Source organism: Treponema vincentii F0403 (assembly GCF_000412995.1).
GTDB lineage: Bacteria > Spirochaetota > Spirochaetia > Treponematales > Treponemataceae > Treponema > Treponema vincentii.
Window position 1 is genome coordinate 588,368 of record NZ_KE332512.1, and the last position, 19,551, is coordinate 607,918.

Consider the following 19,551-nt stretch of genomic DNA (forward strand, 5'->3'; position numbering starts at 1 on the left):
TTATGTTTGATTTACTGAAAAAGATATACGCGATTGCGGGGAAGCAGTCAAAGCGCATAACGGTTATGTTTATCTGCGATATGCTGAAAAGCATGTTTGAAGGTTTTACACTCGGCGGTTTAGGCTATTTTTTACTGACGCTGAGCCGCGCTATATTCCAATCACAGCCGGTTACAAAAAGCAACATCATCACAGTGTTCTGTATTCTGCTGGCAGGTCTGACGGGGAAAATCATTTTTTCCTATATTTCCGACCGGAATAAAAATATCGCGTCGTATACGATGGGGGCGGAGAACCGGCTCGTTATCGGGGATAGACTGAAAAACGTACACATGGGTTATTTTTCCGAAAGCAAGCTCGGCGATATTTCCGGGGCATTGACAACGGTTATTGCCGACGTTGAAACAATCGATATGATGATCCTCGAAATGATGCTTGCAGGCAGTATTCAGACAGTTATCATGGCGCTGTTTGTCTTTCCGTATGATATGGTTACCGGCTGTATCATTTTTATCACATTGGTTGTTGCAACACTATTCAACAATCTGTTTCAAAAAAAGACGGATGCGGTAACGACAAAGCTGACGGAGCTCAAGCTGCAGCTGCGTACCGATATTTTGGAGTATGTACAGGGAATCGGCGTGGTAAAGGCATTCGGTAGAACAAGCGAAGCGCTCAAAAATGTCACGGAGAGTATTAAGAAAAGCAAGACCGGATTCTTTGCCGTAGAAAAGACGCTGACGCCTTCGCTGCTGGTGTTCTCACTGCTGCTCAAATTAGGAACCGTCGCAATTATTGTGAGCGCTCTATACCGTTATTCCGTTGCGGTGATCGATGTTGAAAAAACGCTGATGCTGATTGTCGCAAGCTTTGTGGTGTTCGGCGGCTTTGAAATAGCGGGCACGATGCAGCGGATGCGCGGTGTCGCGGTACAGAATTTGGATACGCTCTTTAAAGTGAAAAATATTCAGGCCTTGCCGGAAGGTATGCAGCTGCCTCATGGGCATGACGATATTGCCGTCAAAAACATTACCTTCGGATACGGCGGTAAAGGACAAACCGAGGAAAAGCTCTTCCGCAACTTGGACGTTCACATTCCGAAAAACAGCACAACCGCCTTGGTCGGCTATTCCGGTTCGGGCAAGACAAGCCTTTGTCAGCTCATTGCGCGGTTTTGGGATGTCGATTCAGGAGCAATACAACTCGGCGATACCAATATAAAAGACTTTGCGTACGATGCGTTTTTATCGAACTTTACCTTTGTATTTCAAGATGTCTATTTGTTTGAAGATACGATAAAAAACAACATCAAATTCGGAAAACCTGATGCAACTGATGGAGAGGTTATCGCCGCAGCAAAAGCCGCGCAGTGCCATGACTTTATTACGGAGCTGCCGAACGGCTACGACACGGTATTACAGGAAGGCGGCAGCAATCTTTCGGGCGGGGAACGCCAGCGTATTTCCATCGCGCGGGCAATGCTCAAGCCTAGTTCCATTGTCATTCTCGATGAGGCAACCTCCAGCGTCGACCCCGAAAACGAAGAAAAACTGATGAGCGCCCTCGATGAGCTTTTAAAGGATAAAACCGCAATCATCATTGCGCACCGGTTGTCGACTATCAAAAACGCCGATCAAATATTCGTCATGGATAAGGGACGCATTGTACAGCACGGTAAACATGCCGAACTGATGCGGCAGGATGGTATCTATGCCCGCTTTGTCGGTATGCGTGAAACCGCCGCCGCATGGAAGGTGTAGAAAAGACAGCTCTTTTGCATTATCATATAAAGCGATCACATCCGATAATATTTTAGAAGTTGAGGTAATCGTTGACAAGTTTTATATTTAACGAATTATTAAACAGTGACAAGCCCGAAGAATTACTGGAGGCGGCCTACCCGTTTGCACATCTGATGATGCAGTACCGCTGCGCATTGCGGGAAGTCCAAACCAAACTGGAAGTTCTTAACACGGAACTGTCGATGGATCACGACCGTAATCCTTTTGAATCGATTGCTTGCAGGATTAAGAAACCTATCAGTATTATCGGTAAATTAAAAAAGATGGGACTGGACATATCGATTGAAAATATCGAGCATCACCTGCATGACGTTGCAGGCATTCGCGTTATTTGTACGTTCCAGAAAGATATTTATATCCTTGCCGAAAAACTCTGTGAACAAGATGATATAAAACTCCTTGCCAGAAAAGATTATATTAAAAATCCTAAACCGAACGGCTACCGCAGTCTTCATCTGATTGTAGAAATTCCCGTTTTCTTTGCCGAAGGGAAAAAGTATATGCAGGTCGAAGTACAATTCCGGACAATCGCTATGGATTTCTGGGCAAGCGTCGAGCATAAAATATATTATAAGAAAGAAATTGATCATAACACCGCTCAATTCACGGAAAAATTGCGGCGCTGTGCAGAGAATATCAATGCCATTGCAATCGAGCTTGAAAATATCAGCAGAGAAATCGAAGCACAAGAAGAACAGGAACAGCCGGAAAGGAAAGCCGCAGCATCTGAACTTCTTGTGCTTTGAACGTTTTTATTGCGCTATTCCTTTCACGATAAACATATTCTGCCAAAAAGCGCTTTCTGCAGTTATTGTTACGGTACCGTCCAGCGTATGTGTTCCTTTTTTCATATACACATCAATTCCATCCGCCTCAAATTTATCGTAGTCATTAATGTCTTTGGGCATACCGACAATCACGGTCGGATCTACAATAGTACCGCCTCACGACGCTCCCATTGCTATGCAATAAACGGCAGTTGCGTTTTGCTTGGTAAGCGCTGCCAGCGCCTTATCATCAAAAACCACATGAGTAACCGGTTTTTCGGACGCGGCAGCAGTTTGCGAACGATTATTCGATGTACTACAGGTTTGAGCCGTCTCTTGCCGCGCTTCACGGCTGCATCCTGCGTAGCCTAATGCCAATACCATTAAGCATATATACGGTAAACTTTTTTTATATATTTTCATTACTATTCCCCCAATAAATGAAATATTATAATGATATGTAATGTCAACACGAACCGGTTCACTTGCCGACGCAAAAGCCGGAAAATATTTTATCCAATATATCGTCGGAGCGTACTTCGCCGGTAACGCTTCCAAGCGCATGGACGGCATCCTCTATATCCTGAATGACGGCGTCGAGCGGATATCCGCTGCGCCCGGCTTCAAGTGCATATCGTACGGCTTCAAGCGCGGCAGTTACCGCTTCTTTTTGCCGCTCCGTACCGAGCGAGACATTTCCGTCCGGCATCGGCAGCGCGGTATCCGCCGTTACCAAATCGACAACGGTATCGATCAGTCTATCCATACCGGCGCCCGTTTTTGAACTCAAGCTCACGGCAGGGTACCGCTGCAAAGCCGCCGGCAGGACTTCCGGCTCTACCTTCCCCGTTTTATCAGCCTTGGTTTGCACAATAATGAGCGGTACGGTATTTCCCCGGATAAATGCAATATCTTCTTCTGCCGGCGGCTTTGTCCCGTCAATCAGATACAGCACAATGTCGGCTGCCGATGCCAGCTCAACACTGCGCCGCACCCCTATCGCTTCGATTGCATCTTCCGTAGCGCGGAGACCGGCAGTATCAAAAATATGCGCGGGGATTCCCTTAAAATCGAGTTCCGCTTCAAGCCAGTCGCGGGTAGTACCGTGAATGTCCGACACTATTGCTCGGTCTTCTTTTAGCAGCGCATTAAAAAGAGAAGATTTACCGGCATTTGTTTTACCCGCAAGCACGAGCCGTACACCTGCCTGATATATCTTTTCCGTTTGCCATGAATCGGCAAGCAGCTGCAGCGCCGAAAGCGGCTTTTTAAGAAGAGTCTCATCAAAACTATCGGCTATTGTCTCTTCATCTTCAGGGTATTCAATTCCCACTTCAAGAGCAGCAAGCGCCGTTATTAAATCGCTCTTTACGGATTCGATTTCCCGGAATACATTGCCCGAAAGCCGGCCTGCTGCTTTTTTCTGTGCAGTATGTGTTTTTGAATCGATAATTTCACGCACTGCCTCCGCGCGGGTTAAATCCGCCTTACCGTGTATAAACGAGCGGAAGGTAAATTCTCCACGCTCCGCTGCGCGGAAGCCGTTTTTAATGCAGAGTCGATAGACGGTTTTTACAACTCCCGGCCCGCCGTGACAGATAATTTCAACGGCATTTTCACCGGTATTGCTTTTCGGAGCACGGTAGACACAGAGGACAACTTCATCGATTTTGACACCTTCATCGTGTATCCAGCCATACACCAGTGAATGCCCCTTTGCCTGTAACAAGGCTTGAGGACGGGAAAAAAAGCGGGATATAAATTCGAGACTCCGCTTCCCGGAAGTACGCACAATACCGAGTGCAGCAGGAGCCAATGCCGTTGCAATAGCGGCAATTTCATCATCGAGTGTGTAATTCAAACGGTTTTATCCTTATCCGTGCGGAGAGTTTAATCCCGCCGCAGCAGCCTTTAGGGCTTACGGGAAAATAGTTTAATAAAGTTCTCTAAGATAACTTCCGGAGCCGGTTGAGCATCCAAAGTTATAAGAAGATTCTTATTTTTATAAAACTCAATTAACGGAAAGGTTTGCTCACGGTAGGTTTCAAGCCGCTTTACAATTGCTTCTATTTTATCATCTTCACGGACAACCAATGTACCGCGGCAATTATCGCAAATGCCTTCAACCCGCGGTTTCATAAACTCAATATGAAAATTCTTTCCGCACGAAGGGCATAGCCGCCTACCCGACAACCGTTTAATAACTGCCTCATCTAAAATATCAAAATTTATGACGGCATCAAGGCTGCAAAACCTTTCCAGCATTTCCGCTTGTACAATTGTCCGCGGAAAGCCGTCCAAAATAAAACCTTGACGGGCATCAGCCTGCTCTAATCGTTCCTTTACCAGAGCTGCTGTGGTTTCATCATCGACAAGTGCACCGGAATCGATGATTTTTTTTATTTTATCTCCCAACTGAGTATGATTTTTTATAGCGGTGCGGAACATCGAACCTGTTGAAATATGAGGAATACCGTAATATTTTGCAGCTTCCGATGCTAAAGTTCCCTTTCCCGCCCCCGGAGGGCCTAAAAATACCAGTTTCATATACCGCCTCTATGCTAAATTTTTATACCCGGTTGAAAAGATATAAGTCAGGCAAAGTATGACAGCTTTCTGCATCGAGTTCCCGTTTTACACTCAAATCGCTTACCAACCCGAGTTTAAAATGATAGTGAATGGGGTCATACCCTTCCCGTTCCGCATGAATATAAAAATTGAAAATACGTTTCTCTCCTAATTCAGAAGCAAGGACGGGAAACGGCCAAAAGGTATAGGTGCCCGGTGTTTTCTGAGAAATTGTATAGGGATTATCCCAGAGGTGATTCATCTGAGCAACTAAGGTGTCTTCCAAATATAAAGCAACGGGAATGTCAAAAACAGGAGAAAACGTTTGACCGTCTAAGATACGTCCCGTAATGGTTGGAAAATTAAATACATGGCCGGAAGGCAGTACTTGCTCTGAGGATGTATGGGAACGCTTTGTACTCAGAACAGTTTTCATACCTTCAAATGCCAATGTCGAAATATCGGCAAGAAGCTGATTTTTTTCCGACTGATCAATCTGTAAAAAATGCGCCATACCTCTACCGGAAGCGGTATACCGCGGTTTAATCCGATTTAAAACAAAACAAACCGTATCCAAACGGCATTGCATACAATTACACGTAAACCACGGTTCGTCCTTATCTTTTGCAGCATCAAAGACTTTGTTTACTTCATTGTATACGAAATCTTCCATAAGGTTATGTATTGTCATTACAAAAACTCCTATCTAATTAGTGTAACGTAACATCATAGATTTTGCAAGCTGTTTTACAGCTGCCTTAGTCTTATTCCTACCACAAGCCCGATAGCAATCATCGCAGTCCACAACGAAGAACCGCCGTAGGATAAAAATAGAAGCGGAATCCCCGTGATCGGCATAAATCCCATGACCATCCCGATATTTACAACAAAATGAAAAAACAGCATTCCAACGATACCGGCTGCAATGAGTTTACCGAACAAATCATTCGTCTTTTTGATTGTAAGGAATATCCGCACAAAGATAATTGCATAAAGAGCAAATACCAAAAGGCCGCCGAGAAAGCCCCATTCTTCCGATAAAATACTGAAAATAAAGTCCGTACTCTGTTCAGGTAAAAAACGGTAATGGCTTTGCGTTCCTTTTAAAAAACCTAATCCTGCTTTTCCGCCCGAACCGATTGCCGTCATCGATTGAATAATATTCCATCCTGCACCGCGGGGGTCGCTATTAGGGTCTAAAAAGATAATAAGCCGCTTCATCTGGTAGTCTTTTAACACCCTACTGCCGACTAATGCACCGGACAAAGAGACGGCAAGAATACCGAACACATAACCGATCCAGTAATAATACCGTTTTTTTAATAAAAGGTATCCGATTGCGGCAATAATACCCGCACCGATAACGGAAAAAATAATCAGCAGCGTGATATTTTTATTACCTAAAACTTTGACCGCAAGAGAAGACCGGCGCAAAATAGTCCGTTCCCAAAGAGGCAGCAGTGTGAATATAAGCGTACAAGCGGTCATTCCCAATACGCCGAACACATACCTAAGCGGAATGCCGGCTATAAAACACATAATCAAAAAAATCGGAAGATACACGGAGGCTGTTCCAAGGTCAGGCTGCAGCAGAATTAAAAACATTGGAATGACCATAATAACGGCAGCTTTTATAAACCGGCGCAGTTCGGGTTCATTCTGGGATCGGGACAAATACCATGCAAGAAATAATATATAAATAATTTTTGCAAATTCCGAAACCTGTATGCCGAAATCGCCGATACCGATCCAGCTTGTCGCGCCTTTGACGTTTTTTCCGAATAGCCGCGTATAAACCAATAAGAGCATCGTAATGACGTAGAGCAATAAAGAGCGATCGGCGATTTTTGTATAGTCGTACACGGCAACCGCAAACAGCAAAACCAATCCCGATGACACCCAAATAAGCTGTTTGATATATTCATTAGAAACCGATATACCGTCGGAATTAACTCCTGAAGAATAAATAAAGAGAATACCGATAACCGATAGAGCGATTACGGCTAAAAAAAGCAGATAATCAAAATTGGTAATATTTCTAAGATTCATTCTTGCCGCATCCTTACCGCCGGTGCAAAGCGCTTACCGCCGAGAGCTTCAAGGGCTTCTTCGTACGTTTGATCGGCAAAGATACCCTGAAAAATAATATTCGTCGCATAAGGCGCCCACCACTCCCATTTATTCTGAGCCTCAACCAGTACAACAACTATAACAGCGTCTTCCGCCGGGGCATTATACGGTCCGTAAGCCGCCATCCATGAATGCCATCTATCCGTAAGGCCTACTTCAGCCGTACCGGTTTTTCCTGCAAGCTGGACAATCTTGTTGTGCATCGGATACCGTGCAGTACCGTCGGTAATCGTATACCGCATATCGGCTCGAACCTGTGCGAACACTTCCGGCGGAATATCGCTTTGCTGCAATATCTCGGGCTTTTTTTCAAAAACAAGTTCGTTGGTACCGGGAGAGCGGACTTCTTTTAACAGATGAGGCTTATAGATTACACCGCCGTTCACAACCATTGCCACCATGTTTGCAACCTGCAAAGGAGAAGCGAGCATAAACCCCTGCCCGATAGCCATATTCATCGTATCGCCGCCGAGCCATTTTTCGTGGAACCGCCGCTCCTTCCAGACGGGGTTAGGTACCTGACCGCTTGCTTGACTCGGTAAGTCGATTTCGGCCGATTTGCCGTAACCGAAGTCGCGGACATAATCGACCATCTTATCGATTCCGAGGTTATCGCGGCATACCGTCCAGTAATAAATATCGCAGGACTGCGCAAGTGCATTCCGTAAATCCAAATATCCATGCCCCGGCCGCCTGATATGGCAGCGGAATAAATGGTTACCGTATTCCACTTCGCCGGAACACTGTACTTTCTTTTCAGGAGGGAAGGCCTTTTCCGCAAGGATAGCGGTTGACATAACAATTTTAAACGTCGAAGCAGGCGGATAGCTTGCATTGACCGCCCTGTTTAATAGAGGATTACGGGTATCATGCAAGAGCTGAGCATACATCTCATTACCGTTATCATTTAAGAAAAGATTGGAATCAAAATAAGGATACGACACAAGGGCAAGGATTTCTCCCGTTGCCGGTTTCAATACAACAGCTGCACCGATACGCGGCCCAAGCGCATCTTCCGCCAATTCCTGAATTTTCCGGTCGATGGTCAAAATCAAATTATTTCCCATCTTAGGAGGAATCACCGTAGTGCTGTTCTCAATTAACCGTCCCTTTGCATCAACCGTACGGTACTCGCTGCCGTCCTCTCCGCGCAGCCATTCGTCATAGTATTTTTCGATACCGGCCTTACCGATCGAAGTATTCGCCGTATAGCCTTTATTATAAAAGGTCTTGAGTTCTTCTTTTGTTATATCGCCGACATAGCCGAGAATATGGGAGAACGAGCGCGTTTCAACGTAGTTGCGCATCGGTTTTGAATGCCACGACACGCCGGGCAGTTCATCGATGTTCTCCGCAAGCGAGGTAATAACTTCGTAGGGAAGATTGGAACGTATTTCGACGCTCTGAAAGGAGCGGCGGATATTTTGCGGGAGTTTTTTTTCAACTTCTGCAACAGGAATTTGAAGCAGCCCAGCAAGGCGTGCCATTACCGTAGGCAGCGCCGCTTTAGGAATTTCTCCGGGAATAACCGATACGGCGAAGGTATTGGTATTGAGCACCATCGGGATATTTGCATTGCGGTCAAATATTTCTCCGCGCTGCGCCGGTATCCGTTCCGAACGCTGCGATATTGTTTGAGACTGTTTTCTAAACTGCGCACCTTGAACAATCTGCATAGAAAACAATCTAAAGATATATATCACCAATACACAGAAAACAAAGATGCTGAAATATTTCAACCGTTTATTAATTTGTTGAAAATCCTGCTCGTACATAAACTCACAGTTCCCTTATTTCAAAAGCGTTCGGAAATAATCCAAGTAACATAAATAATAACGGAGCACAAACGGCATTGCCCGCCGCTTCAATCCAAAAAGTCAGAGCAAGTAAATTATATACCTGAATACTCTGCCCGAATAGGATATTCAATATGAATAGAATACCCGCCTTCAAAAATGTAGCGGAAAGGCCGAGTATGAACGGAAAAAAGAAGCGGCGTACATTATATTTTCGGTACAGCAATCCGTAAAGGAAACCGAGTACGGTAAATACAAAAGAATGGAGCCCCATCGGCGCGAGGGACAGAAAATCGAAAATAAGTCCCGAAAAAAAACCTGCCGTAACGCCTGCAACGGTTCCGTTATGCAAGGCAATATAAACCACAAGAATTAAAATTAAATCGGGCAGCGCAGGTAAAAACCGGATATGAGACAGAATAGCCGTTTCAAATATACCGAGCAAAAAGGCAGCGGCAATAGTCCACAAAACAACCCTTCTCACTCTGCCGCCCCCTCGTTAGTCCCCGACATATCCAGTACAAATACATAATCAAGCCGGGAAAAATCGATAATCGGCTGTACCGTCAACTCAAGATAGGTTTCATAATCATGCACTCTAATACCGGTTACGACACCGATAGGGCTGTCTTTAGGGAACAAGTCATTTTCACCCGATGCAAGAATTCTATCGCCGATGCTTATTTCGTCCTTAGCCCGTTTTTGTACATAGCGCATAATCAGCGGAAGGTCGGCCGTACCTTGACCGTTCACCAACCCCCGATGTTTTGTCGTTTGAACGGATGCGGCAACATAACATTGATAATCATATATTGGGATAATCATACTGCTATCCCTGCCGGTTTGTACTATTTTACCGACCAAGCCGACATTACTGCCCTGAAACGCCAGTACCGGCATATTTTTACGCACGCCGTGTTTTGCACCGCGGTTAATGATAATGCCGGAATAGAGATTATCGGGATCAAATCCGGAAATCTGCGCCGGAATATTCTTATAGGCAATCGTATCCGCAAAACCGAGAAGTTCTTTCAATTCTCTGTTTTCGCGGCGTATATCGGCATTGGAACGCTGTAAAAGCTCGTAGTCTTTTAGTTTTTCGCTGAGCTCCAGATACTTTGAACGCAGTTCCGCAAGTTCCCGCACTGCCGACACCGTATCCGTTACGAATGCCGACACCGAATGCACTGCGTTCTCCGTCCCAGCGGCAACCGAAAAACCGACCGATTTAAAATCGATGATAAACCGGCCGCCGGAAAAGGTCAGTAAAACGGAAGATATGATGAGCAGAAATATCAGCAAAAAAACATCAAGCTTTATTCTAAATGAAAATTTTCTTTTCATTGTATTAGCGGTTTAAACTCTCGTACAAACTGCGGTTACCCGACATATCCTTATACACATCGTAGTATTTCCCGGCGCCGATCGCCACGCAGTCCATGGGGTTTTCGGCAAGGATAACCGGGACGTGCGCTTCCTTAGAGATAAGTTTGGGCAAACCTTTCAGCAGAGACCCGCCCCCGGTCATTACGATGCCCCGCTCGACAATATCCGCCGCCAGTTCCGGAGGAGTTTGAGCGAGCGTTGTTTTTATCTCTTCGACAATCTGGGTAATGGGTTCGCGCAGCGCCTCGCGTACCTCCACCGAATCGATTTCGAGGCGGCGGGGGAGTCCGGTAATGGCGTCCGTTCCTTTAATTTCTACACGCTCCATATTCTTTTCGGGGAACGCATTACCGATTTCAATTTTAAGACGCTCGGCAGTTTGCTCGCCGATGATGAGGTTGTGCACGGAACGGATGTGCTTAATGATAGCCTGATCGAATTCGTCGCCGCCGACGCGGATTGCATTGGTAACAACCATGCCGAGCAGCGAAATAACCGACACTTCCGTTGTACCGCCGCCGATATCGCATACCATATTGCCGGCAGGTTCGGTAATCGGGATATTCGCGCCGATGGCCGCTGCAAGCGATTCTTCAAGCACTTCGACGCTGCCTGCCCCCGCTTTCAACGCGCTTTCGTGTACGGCGCTGCTTTCCACATCGGTAATACAGCTCGGTATTCCGATAACCATGCGCGGCTTAATAAGCCGGTGGCGCGGCAGAATTTTGGAAATAAAGTACCGGATCATTTTTTCAGTCGTATCTTTATCAGCTATAACACCGTCTTTCAGCGGCCTGATAGCGATAATATTACCGGGCGTTCTCCACAGCATCCGTTTAGCCTCGGCGCCGACCGCCACTACCGATTTTGTCCCGCGCTCCACAGCGACAACCGAAGGTTCATTAACGACAATCCCCTTCCCTTTTATATAGATAATAGTATTACAGGTTCCTAAATCGATGCCTATATCGGCAGAAAATCTTTTAAAAAAGCCCATACCCCGAACGTTCCTCCTATTGTGAACCTCTAAAAACTTCAGTTTTTAGAGGTTTTCCTTAGATTTAGCCGCGATGTTTAAAATTAAGTCATTATTGTATAAAGACTTAATTTTAAACTCGTCGGGCATCTCTAAAATCTAACCAAGTTTTTAGAGATGCCCATGCTATTTTATATTTAATTTTGCACGCGTTTCCGCATGTATGGGATTCAGCCGTATTGCAGAGCGCCATTCATACCGCGCTTTTATCATATCCCCTTGCATTTCATATATCAGACCCAGACCGTAATGCGCATCTGCAGAATTGACATCTTTTTCGAGCACGGTGTTAAACTGCTCCAGCGCCTCTTCCGGCTTGTTCTCCTCCAAAAAGAGAAGCCCAAGCTGATTCCGGCACCGTACCTCCAGCACGGCATCGCCGGTTTTTTTTATCGTTTCAAAAAGATAGAGTTTTGCATTTTGTATATCGCCCTTCTTTTTATAATTTTCCGCCACGGCATACAGCACAAAATCCGAAGGATTCACCGCAAGCGCTTGCGTAAACGCCTCTATCGCCTTATCGGTATCGCCTAATAAAGAAGCCGCCATACCGCGGAATTCGGATAAATCGCTTGCATCGATACCGCCGGTATAGGCCTCATCCAAATACTTGACGGCAAGATCTGCGTAGTAATACCCCTGTTGGTAATAGGCCTTACCGAGCACATAAGCGATTTTAGGAATATCTTTATCTTTCGTCAGATAAAGAGCCCTGCGTAAATGCACGATGGCTGCAGTAAGATAGTCGGCGCCGATGGATAAGTCGGTTTGTTCGGCAAAAAGATAGTAGGCTGCAAACCCGTGCAGTGCAAGCGCAGTTCCGTCCATCGGCCGCTTTTCTAAGATTTGCGCGGTCTTTGCATACACTTCCGCATAATCGTTATGTTCCCAATCGGTATACACTGTGTTCATCGAAGGTACACGGAAATAACGCGACCGATAAATGCCGAGAAAAAATACCGCACCGGCAACAATGAAGGCAATGCACAAAAAAAGAAGCACATACCGTACGATATGCGATTTGGAAGAATACTGTGTGCTGCCGTGCTGCCTCGATTTCATAGGTTCTTAATTACTATCCTTCTATAAAAATAAAAATAGAGAGCCGTAAGCCGGATTCTGTCTGCGAACAGGGTAACCATCTATCTTATTGCTGCATTGCTGCAGAAATTTCCGCAATCAACCCGTAAATAGAGGATCGGATATCCTTTACTATTCAATTTTGCTCCTGATGAGGCTTGCACTGCCGCCCCGTTACCGGAAGCGCGGTGGGCTCTTACCCCGCCTTTTCACCCTTACCGTTTTACCGGCGGTTTATTTTCTGTTGCGCTGTCTGTCGCCTGCATTTTACAACACAAGCGCCCGGCCGTTAGCCGGCATCATCTCCGAAGGAGTCCGGACTTTCCTCCGTATACACGGCGGTTACCGGCTCTCTATCTTAACGCTTCTTAATCCTCGCCGCTTTCGGATTCATCATAATCGGACGAATCGTCCAAGTCGGCTAAGCTGCCCATATCCATATCGTCAAAAATCATATCTTCAGCAGAGTCCTGCCCGCTTTCCTGATAATACAGAATTCTACTGCAATAGGGGCAGTACATGATATTTTTTCCTTCCCGTACTTCAATAGCAAATTGAGCCGATAGGATCATGTGGCAGCCCATACAGACATTACCTTGAACGGGAACAATACCGATGCCCTGTTTATTTTTGATAATACGATCGAATTTAAACAACGTATCGCTATCCAGATCGGGAGCAATCCGCTGTTCCCCTTCGGCGAGTTCGGCGAGTTCAGCTTTCTTTTCGGCAATTTCCTTTTCGATCATTGCCTTCCGTTCATCAAGCTCCTGCTCTTGCTGCTTAATCAGCGCCTCTTCGTTTTTAATTTCCTCGTCAAGCCGTTTGTGATTCGCTTCGTTTTTCAGGATTTCCTTCCGCAATTCCGCTTCTTTTTTGGTTGACTCCTGAATTTCCCGATCGAGGGCATCGTATTCCCGCTGCGTCGTAATGCCGTCCATACCTTTTTCGGCACGTTCGCGCTTCTGTTCGGTTTCAAACAACTCCGCTTTCAATGTACCGATTGTTTGCCGTATCGCTTCATCATCGGTATTCTTCTTAATATAATTGGTTTTATACCGCGCCAACAATTCTTCCTGTTTTACCAACAGTTGCGGCGCCTCTAAAATTTCAGTATCAAGCTGATTCTTCCGTGCAAGAATATCCTGCAATTCACGCAGTTTATCAAAAATCTCCGCTGTAACCATCGTCTCTCACTCCCCTATGTATCCAAATAATCTTTTAATTTGGTGCTTTGTTTAGGATGCCGTAGTCTGCGCAATGCTTTCGCCTCAATTTGGCGAATGCGCTCACGCGTTACATTAAAATATAAGCCGACCTCTTCCAAGGTCAACGCATACCCTTCATCCAATCCGAACCGCATCTTGAGTACTTCCTGTTCTCGCAACGGCAGACACGACAATACACTGCGCAGCTGTTCCTGCAAAAGAATATACTCGGTCAAATTCGACGGATTTTCGACATCCTTATCTTCGATAAAGTCGCCGAGCGAAGAATCTTCTTCTTCTCCGATCGGAGTTTCAAGCGAAATAGGTTCACGAGCCACGTTTTTTACCTGTTTAACCCGCTCGACATTCCATCCGAGCTGTACGGCAATCTCTTCATCGGTAGGCTCCCTGCCGAACTTCTGCATCAGCTGCCGCGATTCGCGGGTAACCTTGTTAATCTGCTCGATCATGTGCACCGGCACGCGGATTGTCCGTGCTTGGTCGGAGATGGAACGCGTTATCGCTTGCCGTATCCACCACGTTGCATACGTTGAAAATTTATACCCCTTGCGGTATTCAAATTTTTCGACAGCCTTTATTAAGCCGATATTGCCTTCCTGAACCAAATCGAAAAAGTGCAATCCCCTATTGGTATACGTCTTTGCAATCGACACAACCAGACGCAAATTGGCATTAATAAGCTTATCTTTTGCTTTTTTCAGCATCGCATGGCCGTGACGAATTTCCTTTGCAAGCGCGATAATATCTTCGGTCGGCGCTTCAAAGTCATATTCAATCTTCCGTACTTTGCGGATTAGTGTTTGAATATGCGTATAAATGTCGCGGATGTCATTTGCCGTCATACCAAGCTCTTGTTCCAGCTTCTGTCGCTCACGGGGAATAGCGAGCCGTTTTCCAAGCTTCCGTAAATCGGAATACGCCCGTACGCCGAGCTGCCGCTGTTTCTTTTCGCGCCGGCGGCGGTATTCCCGTATCTTTCGTGCCGCCTCTAAAAAATGGTCGGAAATTTTCTCGATTTCTTCGGTTTGAAATTCAATCTTTTGTAAATAATTGAGAATCTTCTTCCGTGTTTTTTGTAAGTCTTCATCATCCAAAAAGCTGGCAAGCGTTTCTTTATCGTACAGCTTCTTTTTTAAGAGGATATAGGCCTTTATATCAGGATAAATAGGTTTTAATTGTTCGCCGTACGATTGGCGAAGCCGTTTCTTTTCGGCATCCTCGTAACTCAACTCTTTCCGGGGTTTATTGCTTTCGGAAGAACTGATTTTGGCAAAAGCTTTTTGAGCGATCATTTGAACTTCGGAAATCAATACCCCCGAGTTTTTTATCGCATTTTTGATGATATTTTCTCCATCTTCCATTGCTTTGGACAAAATAACTTCCTGTTCGGCTGTCAGCAAGTTTTCCTTACCGATATCGCGCAAATAGAGTTTAATAGGATCGTCAACGATTGCTTCCCTATCGTTATTCAAAAGCTTCTTATGGGTATCTTCAGGTTTGGAAAATTCAGGTTCGTTGCCCGATTCAAGCTCTGCTTCTTCAAAGAGCTGTTCTTCGGCCTCAAGCTCTACTTCATCAAGCTCATCGGTAAATACATCATCGTTTTCCTCAACGGCATCATCGATTACTTGAATCTGCTCTTGTTCGAGTAAATCAAGAATCTCATCCATCACGGTCTCGGACGAAGTCATTTTTTCAGGCAATAAATCGGAGAGTTCGTCCCACGTCAAAGTTTTATGTTCCTTTGCATGGGCAATTAACTTTATAATAATAGGATCTTCAGAGATATCTATCATCTACGTTGTTTCCTTTAATTCCGCAAGCATTCTATCGATATGCAGCTTCTCACTCAGCAAATCATTAGTATGCCGAATTTCATCAATATCACCGCTTTCGCGTACTGCTTGCAATTTACGGATTATGAGTTCCTTTTGCCGCTGTAAAGCATTTTGTTTAATATAGTAGATACCGTCATGTACCAGTTTATCGGGATTTTCTGCAAATTCACCTTTAATAATTGCACTGCTTACGGCATTCTTCAAAGTTTCGGAAGGACAATGCGCTAATAAGCTGTCATACGTATTTGCATCGGCACGATAACATTCTTCTAATACAATAAACAAATCCTTCGCAGCAGGATCCTCAAAATCATCGGAAGTCAACTCTGCCCGCATTTTTTTAAATAGATAAGGATTTGCAGCTGCTGCAAGCACAATCCTCAGCTCCGCGGTCATCTTAAGCGCAGTGCGCTTTTGTGTTTCACTTTTTCGTGTAGGCGGTACCCGTTCTTGTCTTTGGTCATACTGTATATAATCAGTAAATAACGCTTTTGAGCTTATACCCAAGTCCGCCGAAAACTTATGTATTGTTGACTCTTTTTGAATATCGGATTCCAATACCTCAATATAAGGGAATAGAAAAGCTGCAGCCTGAGCCTTTCCTTCGGGACTCACCACATCAAACCGCCCAACGGCAATTTGAATAAGATAATCACTGTCTAAAATAGCATGTTTTACCAGTTCCGTCAAGCTTTCGGCACCCTTACGCACCAGTATCTCGGCGGGATCCTTCCCTTCCTTGATCATCAGAACCCGTACCTGTAAATGTCCGGCGCGGCAGAGCTTTATCGCCTTGTACGTCGCCTGTTGACCGGCAAAGTCGGAATCAAAAGAAAGAATGATGGTGTCGGCAAAGGATTGAATAAGCCTTACCTGTTCTTCCGTTAGAGCGGTTCCCAAGGGAGCAACGGCATTGGTGATGCCCGCTTGATGAAAGGCGATAACATCCATATAGCCTTCGCAAAAGATGACCGCTTTTTCTTTTCTGATCTGCGCAAGCGCCTGAGAAAATGCAAAAAGCGTCTCACCTTTTTTATACTGCGGCAAATCCCCCGTGTTCAGGTATTTCGGTCCTTCACCTTCCAAAATCCGGCCGCCGAAAGCAACCGGTTGTCCGTGCCGGTTGCAGATGGGGAACATAATTCTATTAGAAAAAAAAGAAACTTCGGGATGCTTTTTGGAAAAAAGTCCCGACTTTGCTAAAAATTCTGCGGAATACCCCTTTGTCTGCAAAAACTTAAAAAGCCAGCGGCGGTCAGCCGGCGCATAGCCGAGATTAAACTGTTCTATCATTTCGGCGCTTACGCCTCTTCCCGCCAAATACCGCAGCGCAGCTGCACCTTCGGGAACGTGAAGCAAAAAATAATGAAAGGTACCGCTCACTCTTTTATATAATTCAAGCAGCGTCTCTTTAATTGAATCTTCCGGCGCGGGACTGTAACTTCCTTCGGCATAAACCACGGGAATACCGGCGCGTTTTGCAAGCGCTTCCACCGCTTCGGTAAAAGAGAGTTTTTCCATCTCCATAAGGAATTTGACGGTAGACCCGCCCGCGCCGCATCCGAAGCAGTAATACATTTTCTTATCCGGAATAACGTGAAAAGAAGGCGTTTTTTCGTTATGAAATGGGCAACACCCCCACCAATCGTGCCCGCGCTTTTCCAAATGGGTGTAGTTTTCGACAAGCGACACTAGATCGGTATGGTTGTTTACCGCATCGATTGTTTCAGTCGTAATTTTTGCCATCGCGGTCAGCGCCCTGCAGCCCGTTTTAAAATAATGGCGCCCGCTCTTGCGTGTTCCGTTAAATTCCTTGTAAATACATGCGTGCCCGTTTCAGCATCTTCCAAACGGAAATAAAGATAGTCGCTTTTTTCGGGATTACAGGCGGCATATAAAGCCGTCATTCCGGGGTTTGAAATCGGCCCGGGAGGAAGCCCCCTCCATTTATATGTATTATACGGATGATCGATTTCCAAATCTTTATTCAGCAAGCGTTCGGAATGCGGTTTATGCTGTACTTCCGTAAGAATATATTCGACGGTAGCGCACGATTGCAGTCCCATCCCGATTTGTAAGCGGTTTGAAAAGACGCCGGCTATTTTTGCCGCCTCTTCCGGCACGCGGTATTCCCGCTCGATAATACTTGCTAAAATAACCGCCTCATAACGCTGTACGGGATCGGTAGGGAAATGAGGGATGGCAGCGGTTTTACTAAAAAAATTGTCCAGCATTGTCGTTACAACCCGCTCTGCCGTTTCATCGTATGCGAAAAAATAGGTATCGGGAAATAAGAAGCCTTCGGCGGAATCGCCGAGAATTCCGTAAGATTGCAGCAAAGCTTCGTTTTCTGCTGCGGCGAGGAAATCACCAGCAACAACAACATGCCGGTCTTCAAGGATTGCTGCCGTTTTTGAGAGTGTCAGTCCCTCCGGTACGGTAACCTTGATCAATTCTTGTTTCCCTGCCTGTAAATAGGTGCAGAGCGTGGGCACCGACCAAGCGGGAGAAAGTTTATATGTCCCAGCTTTAATTGATTTATTAGAAAAACGAAAGTATAGATATGTCGGATACTCAAACCGGATAAGTCCGGCTGCTTTTAAATCGGCAGCGATTGACCGTGAAGAAGTACCTCGTTTAATAGTAAAAAGTTGTTCTGCAGGGTTTGCATCAAAAGAAGCAGGTGTATAAATAACGGCAGCCCCTGCTGCAATCAGGAGAAGACATACCGATAAAAGCATTATTAAACAAAAGCGTTTTTTTTTCATATACGTTACCGGCCGCTATAGAGCTGTTCTGCTTCGCCGATAGTAAGATTTCTATAAATATACTTTTCAGCAAAAGCATTGAATGAATAAAGCTCATCAGGCAATGGAAGATTCTGTCTAAAAAACGAAGCAAGCGCTCTGAGTTCGGAATCGGTAAATCGGTAAATAGGTAGTTCCTCGTTCATAAGTATAAATCAATTCCTTCAACAGCGCTGAATATTTCGAGCTTATCGGCGCCGACATAATCGCAGTAATGCTGAGCACTCGATTGTATCGAAAGGATTTTTTTATCGTTATACGTCGGCTCATGATGGAAAAGTGCTAATTTTTTAATACCCCACGAAGTTGCAAAATCAATAGCAAGAGAGAACGTTGAATGCCCCCAACCTATTTTTTCGATAGAATCGGTCATGGTGTACTGCGCGTCGATAATCAGCAGTTCCACATCACTATAAAATGCGATATTGGCATCATTTTTTTCAAAATCTTGGGGGCGAAGTTCCGTATCGGTAGAAAAGATTATTTTTTTTTGATTATCGAAAATTGAATAGGCTACACAGCCGCCCGGATGACGCACCCGATGCCACCCTATCTTGGTATTGCCGATATGAATATACGGTTCATCCGGTGCAATGCAACGGAATTCAAACTTTGCAGTAAAGCCGCCTTTTCCGAACATCGTAATCGGGAAATACGGCCATTTCATCTGCTCTTCCAAAAACTCCCGCATTTTAGGGCGGGTACTGTACACGATAACAGTATTACGCGAATCATACGCAGGGCCGAAAAACGGAAGTCCCTGAACATGATCCCAATGGAAATGGGAAAAAAAGAGATGATAGGTTTGCGGCCGGTCAAAATAGTCAAACCGGTTTTGTAAATTAATTCCTAATTCGCGGATACCGGTACCCGCATCAAAAATAATGTGGTTTCCCTCTTCGGTTTCTACCTCTACGCAGGTAGTATTTCCGCCGATAGTACCGAAAAGCCATGGAGGTAATGAGGCGATAAAGCGTTCCCGTGCATCTTGATCGGTAATATCTTTTTCGGTTATCCGTTGAACGACGGCAGAAATTTTCGCTTGAATTTGCGCTGCGCTCAGCGGAGTTGCAATCGAACCGCGAACGCCCCAAAAATGTACCCGCATACAC

At 45.3% G+C, this 19,551-nt stretch carries 18 protein-coding genes and 1 other RNA gene; 2 read left to right on the top strand and 17 right to left on the bottom strand.

Annotated elements, in window-relative coordinates:
* The first annotated feature begins 2 nt into the window (after positions 1-2).
* Both HMPREF1222_RS02680 and HMPREF1222_RS02685 read left to right on the top strand, forming a co-directional pair.
* On the top strand, positions 3-1,760 hold the full coding sequence (locus tag HMPREF1222_RS02680) for an ABC transporter ATP-binding protein (RefSeq protein WP_016518104.1): 1,758 nt from the start codon (positions 3-5) through the stop codon (positions 1,758-1,760).
* Positions 1,761-1,831: 71 nt separating this feature from the next.
* Positions 1,832-2,548 (top strand): GTP pyrophosphokinase, encoded by a 717-nt coding sequence (locus HMPREF1222_RS02685; protein WP_016518105.1) that lies wholly within the window; start codon positions 1,832-1,834, stop codon positions 2,546-2,548.
* Positions 2,549-2,554: 6 nt separating this feature from the next.
* On the opposite strand, the gene HMPREF1222_RS13250 is transcribed toward HMPREF1222_RS02685, so the two are convergent.
* The 17 genes from HMPREF1222_RS13250 to HMPREF1222_RS02765 form a co-directional block, all read right to left on the bottom strand.
* Positions 2,555-2,992 carry a CC/Se motif family (seleno)protein gene (locus tag HMPREF1222_RS13250; RefSeq protein WP_342302482.1) on the bottom strand — a complete coding sequence of 146 codons (438 nt, stop codon included), beginning with the start codon at positions 2,990-2,992 and terminating at the stop codon, positions 2,555-2,557.
* A 58-nt stretch (positions 2,993-3,050) separates the two neighbouring features.
* Positions 3,051-4,430, bottom strand: coding sequence for a tRNA uridine-5-carboxymethylaminomethyl(34) synthesis GTPase MnmE (mnmE, locus tag HMPREF1222_RS02695; RefSeq protein WP_016518108.1), 1,380 nt, complete (start codon positions 4,428-4,430; stop codon positions 3,051-3,053).
* Positions 4,431-4,480: 50 nt separating this feature from the next.
* Positions 4,481-5,116 (bottom strand): adenylate kinase, encoded by a 636-nt coding sequence (locus HMPREF1222_RS02700; RefSeq protein WP_006189299.1) that lies wholly within the window; start codon positions 5,114-5,116, stop codon positions 4,481-4,483.
* Between the two features lie 22 nt (positions 5,117-5,138).
* Entirely contained in the window at positions 5,139-5,828 is a 690-nt protein-coding gene (locus HMPREF1222_RS02705) for a late competence development ComFB family protein (protein ID WP_016518109.1), read from the bottom strand.
* A gap of 56 nt (positions 5,829-5,884) precedes the next feature.
* Positions 5,885-7,186, bottom strand: a complete 1,302-nt coding sequence (gene rodA, locus HMPREF1222_RS02710) for a rod shape-determining protein RodA (protein WP_016518110.1) — start codon at positions 7,184-7,186, stop codon at positions 5,885-5,887.
* A complete protein-coding gene (gene mrdA / locus HMPREF1222_RS02715; protein ID WP_016518111.1) occupies positions 7,183-9,042 on the bottom strand; it encodes a penicillin-binding protein 2 in 1,860 nt (619 codons plus the stop codon). Before mrdA ends, rodA begins: the two co-directional genes overlap by 4 nt.
* A gap of 4 nt (positions 9,043-9,046) precedes the next feature.
* A complete protein-coding gene (mreD, locus tag HMPREF1222_RS02720) occupies positions 9,047-9,547 on the bottom strand; it encodes a rod shape-determining protein MreD (RefSeq protein ID WP_016518112.1) in 501 nt (166 codons plus the stop codon).
* The gene (gene mreC, locus HMPREF1222_RS02725) at positions 9,544-10,407 is read right to left on the bottom strand and encodes a rod shape-determining protein MreC (RefSeq protein WP_006189293.1); all 864 of its coding nucleotides are present in this window, start codon (positions 10,405-10,407) and stop codon (positions 9,544-9,546) included. The genes mreD and mreC overlap by 4 nt, the downstream gene beginning before the upstream one ends.
* A 4-nt stretch (positions 10,408-10,411) precedes the next feature.
* Positions 10,412-11,446, bottom strand: coding sequence for a rod shape-determining protein (locus HMPREF1222_RS02730; protein WP_016518113.1), 1,035 nt, complete (start codon positions 11,444-11,446; stop codon positions 10,412-10,414).
* 165 nt (positions 11,447-11,611) lie between these two features.
* Entirely contained in the window at positions 11,612-12,547 is a 936-nt protein-coding gene (locus HMPREF1222_RS02735; protein ID WP_016518114.1) for a tetratricopeptide repeat protein, read from the bottom strand.
* 31 nt (positions 12,548-12,578) lie between these two features.
* An RNA gene (gene rnpB, locus HMPREF1222_RS12400) (RNase P RNA component class A) lies at positions 12,579-12,922 on the bottom strand.
* 11 nt (positions 12,923-12,933) lie between these two features.
* Complete coding sequence (locus HMPREF1222_RS02740; RefSeq protein WP_006189290.1) at positions 12,934-13,752, bottom strand: zinc ribbon domain-containing protein; 819 nt, start codon at positions 13,750-13,752, stop codon at positions 12,934-12,936.
* A 14-nt stretch (positions 13,753-13,766) separates the two neighbouring features.
* Positions 13,767-15,590, bottom strand: a complete 1,824-nt coding sequence (gene rpoD, locus HMPREF1222_RS02745) for an RNA polymerase sigma factor RpoD (protein WP_016518115.1) — start codon at positions 15,588-15,590, stop codon at positions 13,767-13,769.
* The gene (gene dnaG, locus HMPREF1222_RS02750) at positions 15,591-17,378 is read right to left on the bottom strand and encodes a DNA primase (protein WP_016518116.1); all 1,788 of its coding nucleotides are present in this window, start codon (positions 17,376-17,378) and stop codon (positions 15,591-15,593) included. It abuts the gene before it with no gap.
* A 5-nt stretch (positions 17,379-17,383) separates the two neighbouring features.
* On the bottom strand, positions 17,384-18,400 hold the full coding sequence (gene mltG, locus HMPREF1222_RS02755; RefSeq protein WP_038076452.1) for an endolytic transglycosylase MltG: 1,017 nt from the start codon (positions 18,398-18,400) through the stop codon (positions 17,384-17,386).
* Between the two features lie 5 nt (positions 18,401-18,405).
* Positions 18,406-18,585, bottom strand: a complete 180-nt coding sequence (locus HMPREF1222_RS02760; protein WP_016518118.1) for a hypothetical protein — start codon at positions 18,583-18,585, stop codon at positions 18,406-18,408.
* On the bottom strand, positions 18,582-19,547 hold the full coding sequence (locus HMPREF1222_RS02765; protein ID WP_016518119.1) for an MBL fold metallo-hydrolase: 966 nt from the start codon (positions 19,545-19,547) through the stop codon (positions 18,582-18,584). Before HMPREF1222_RS02765 ends, HMPREF1222_RS02760 begins: the two co-directional genes overlap by 4 nt.
* Between the last annotated feature and the right edge of the window lie 4 nt (positions 19,548-19,551).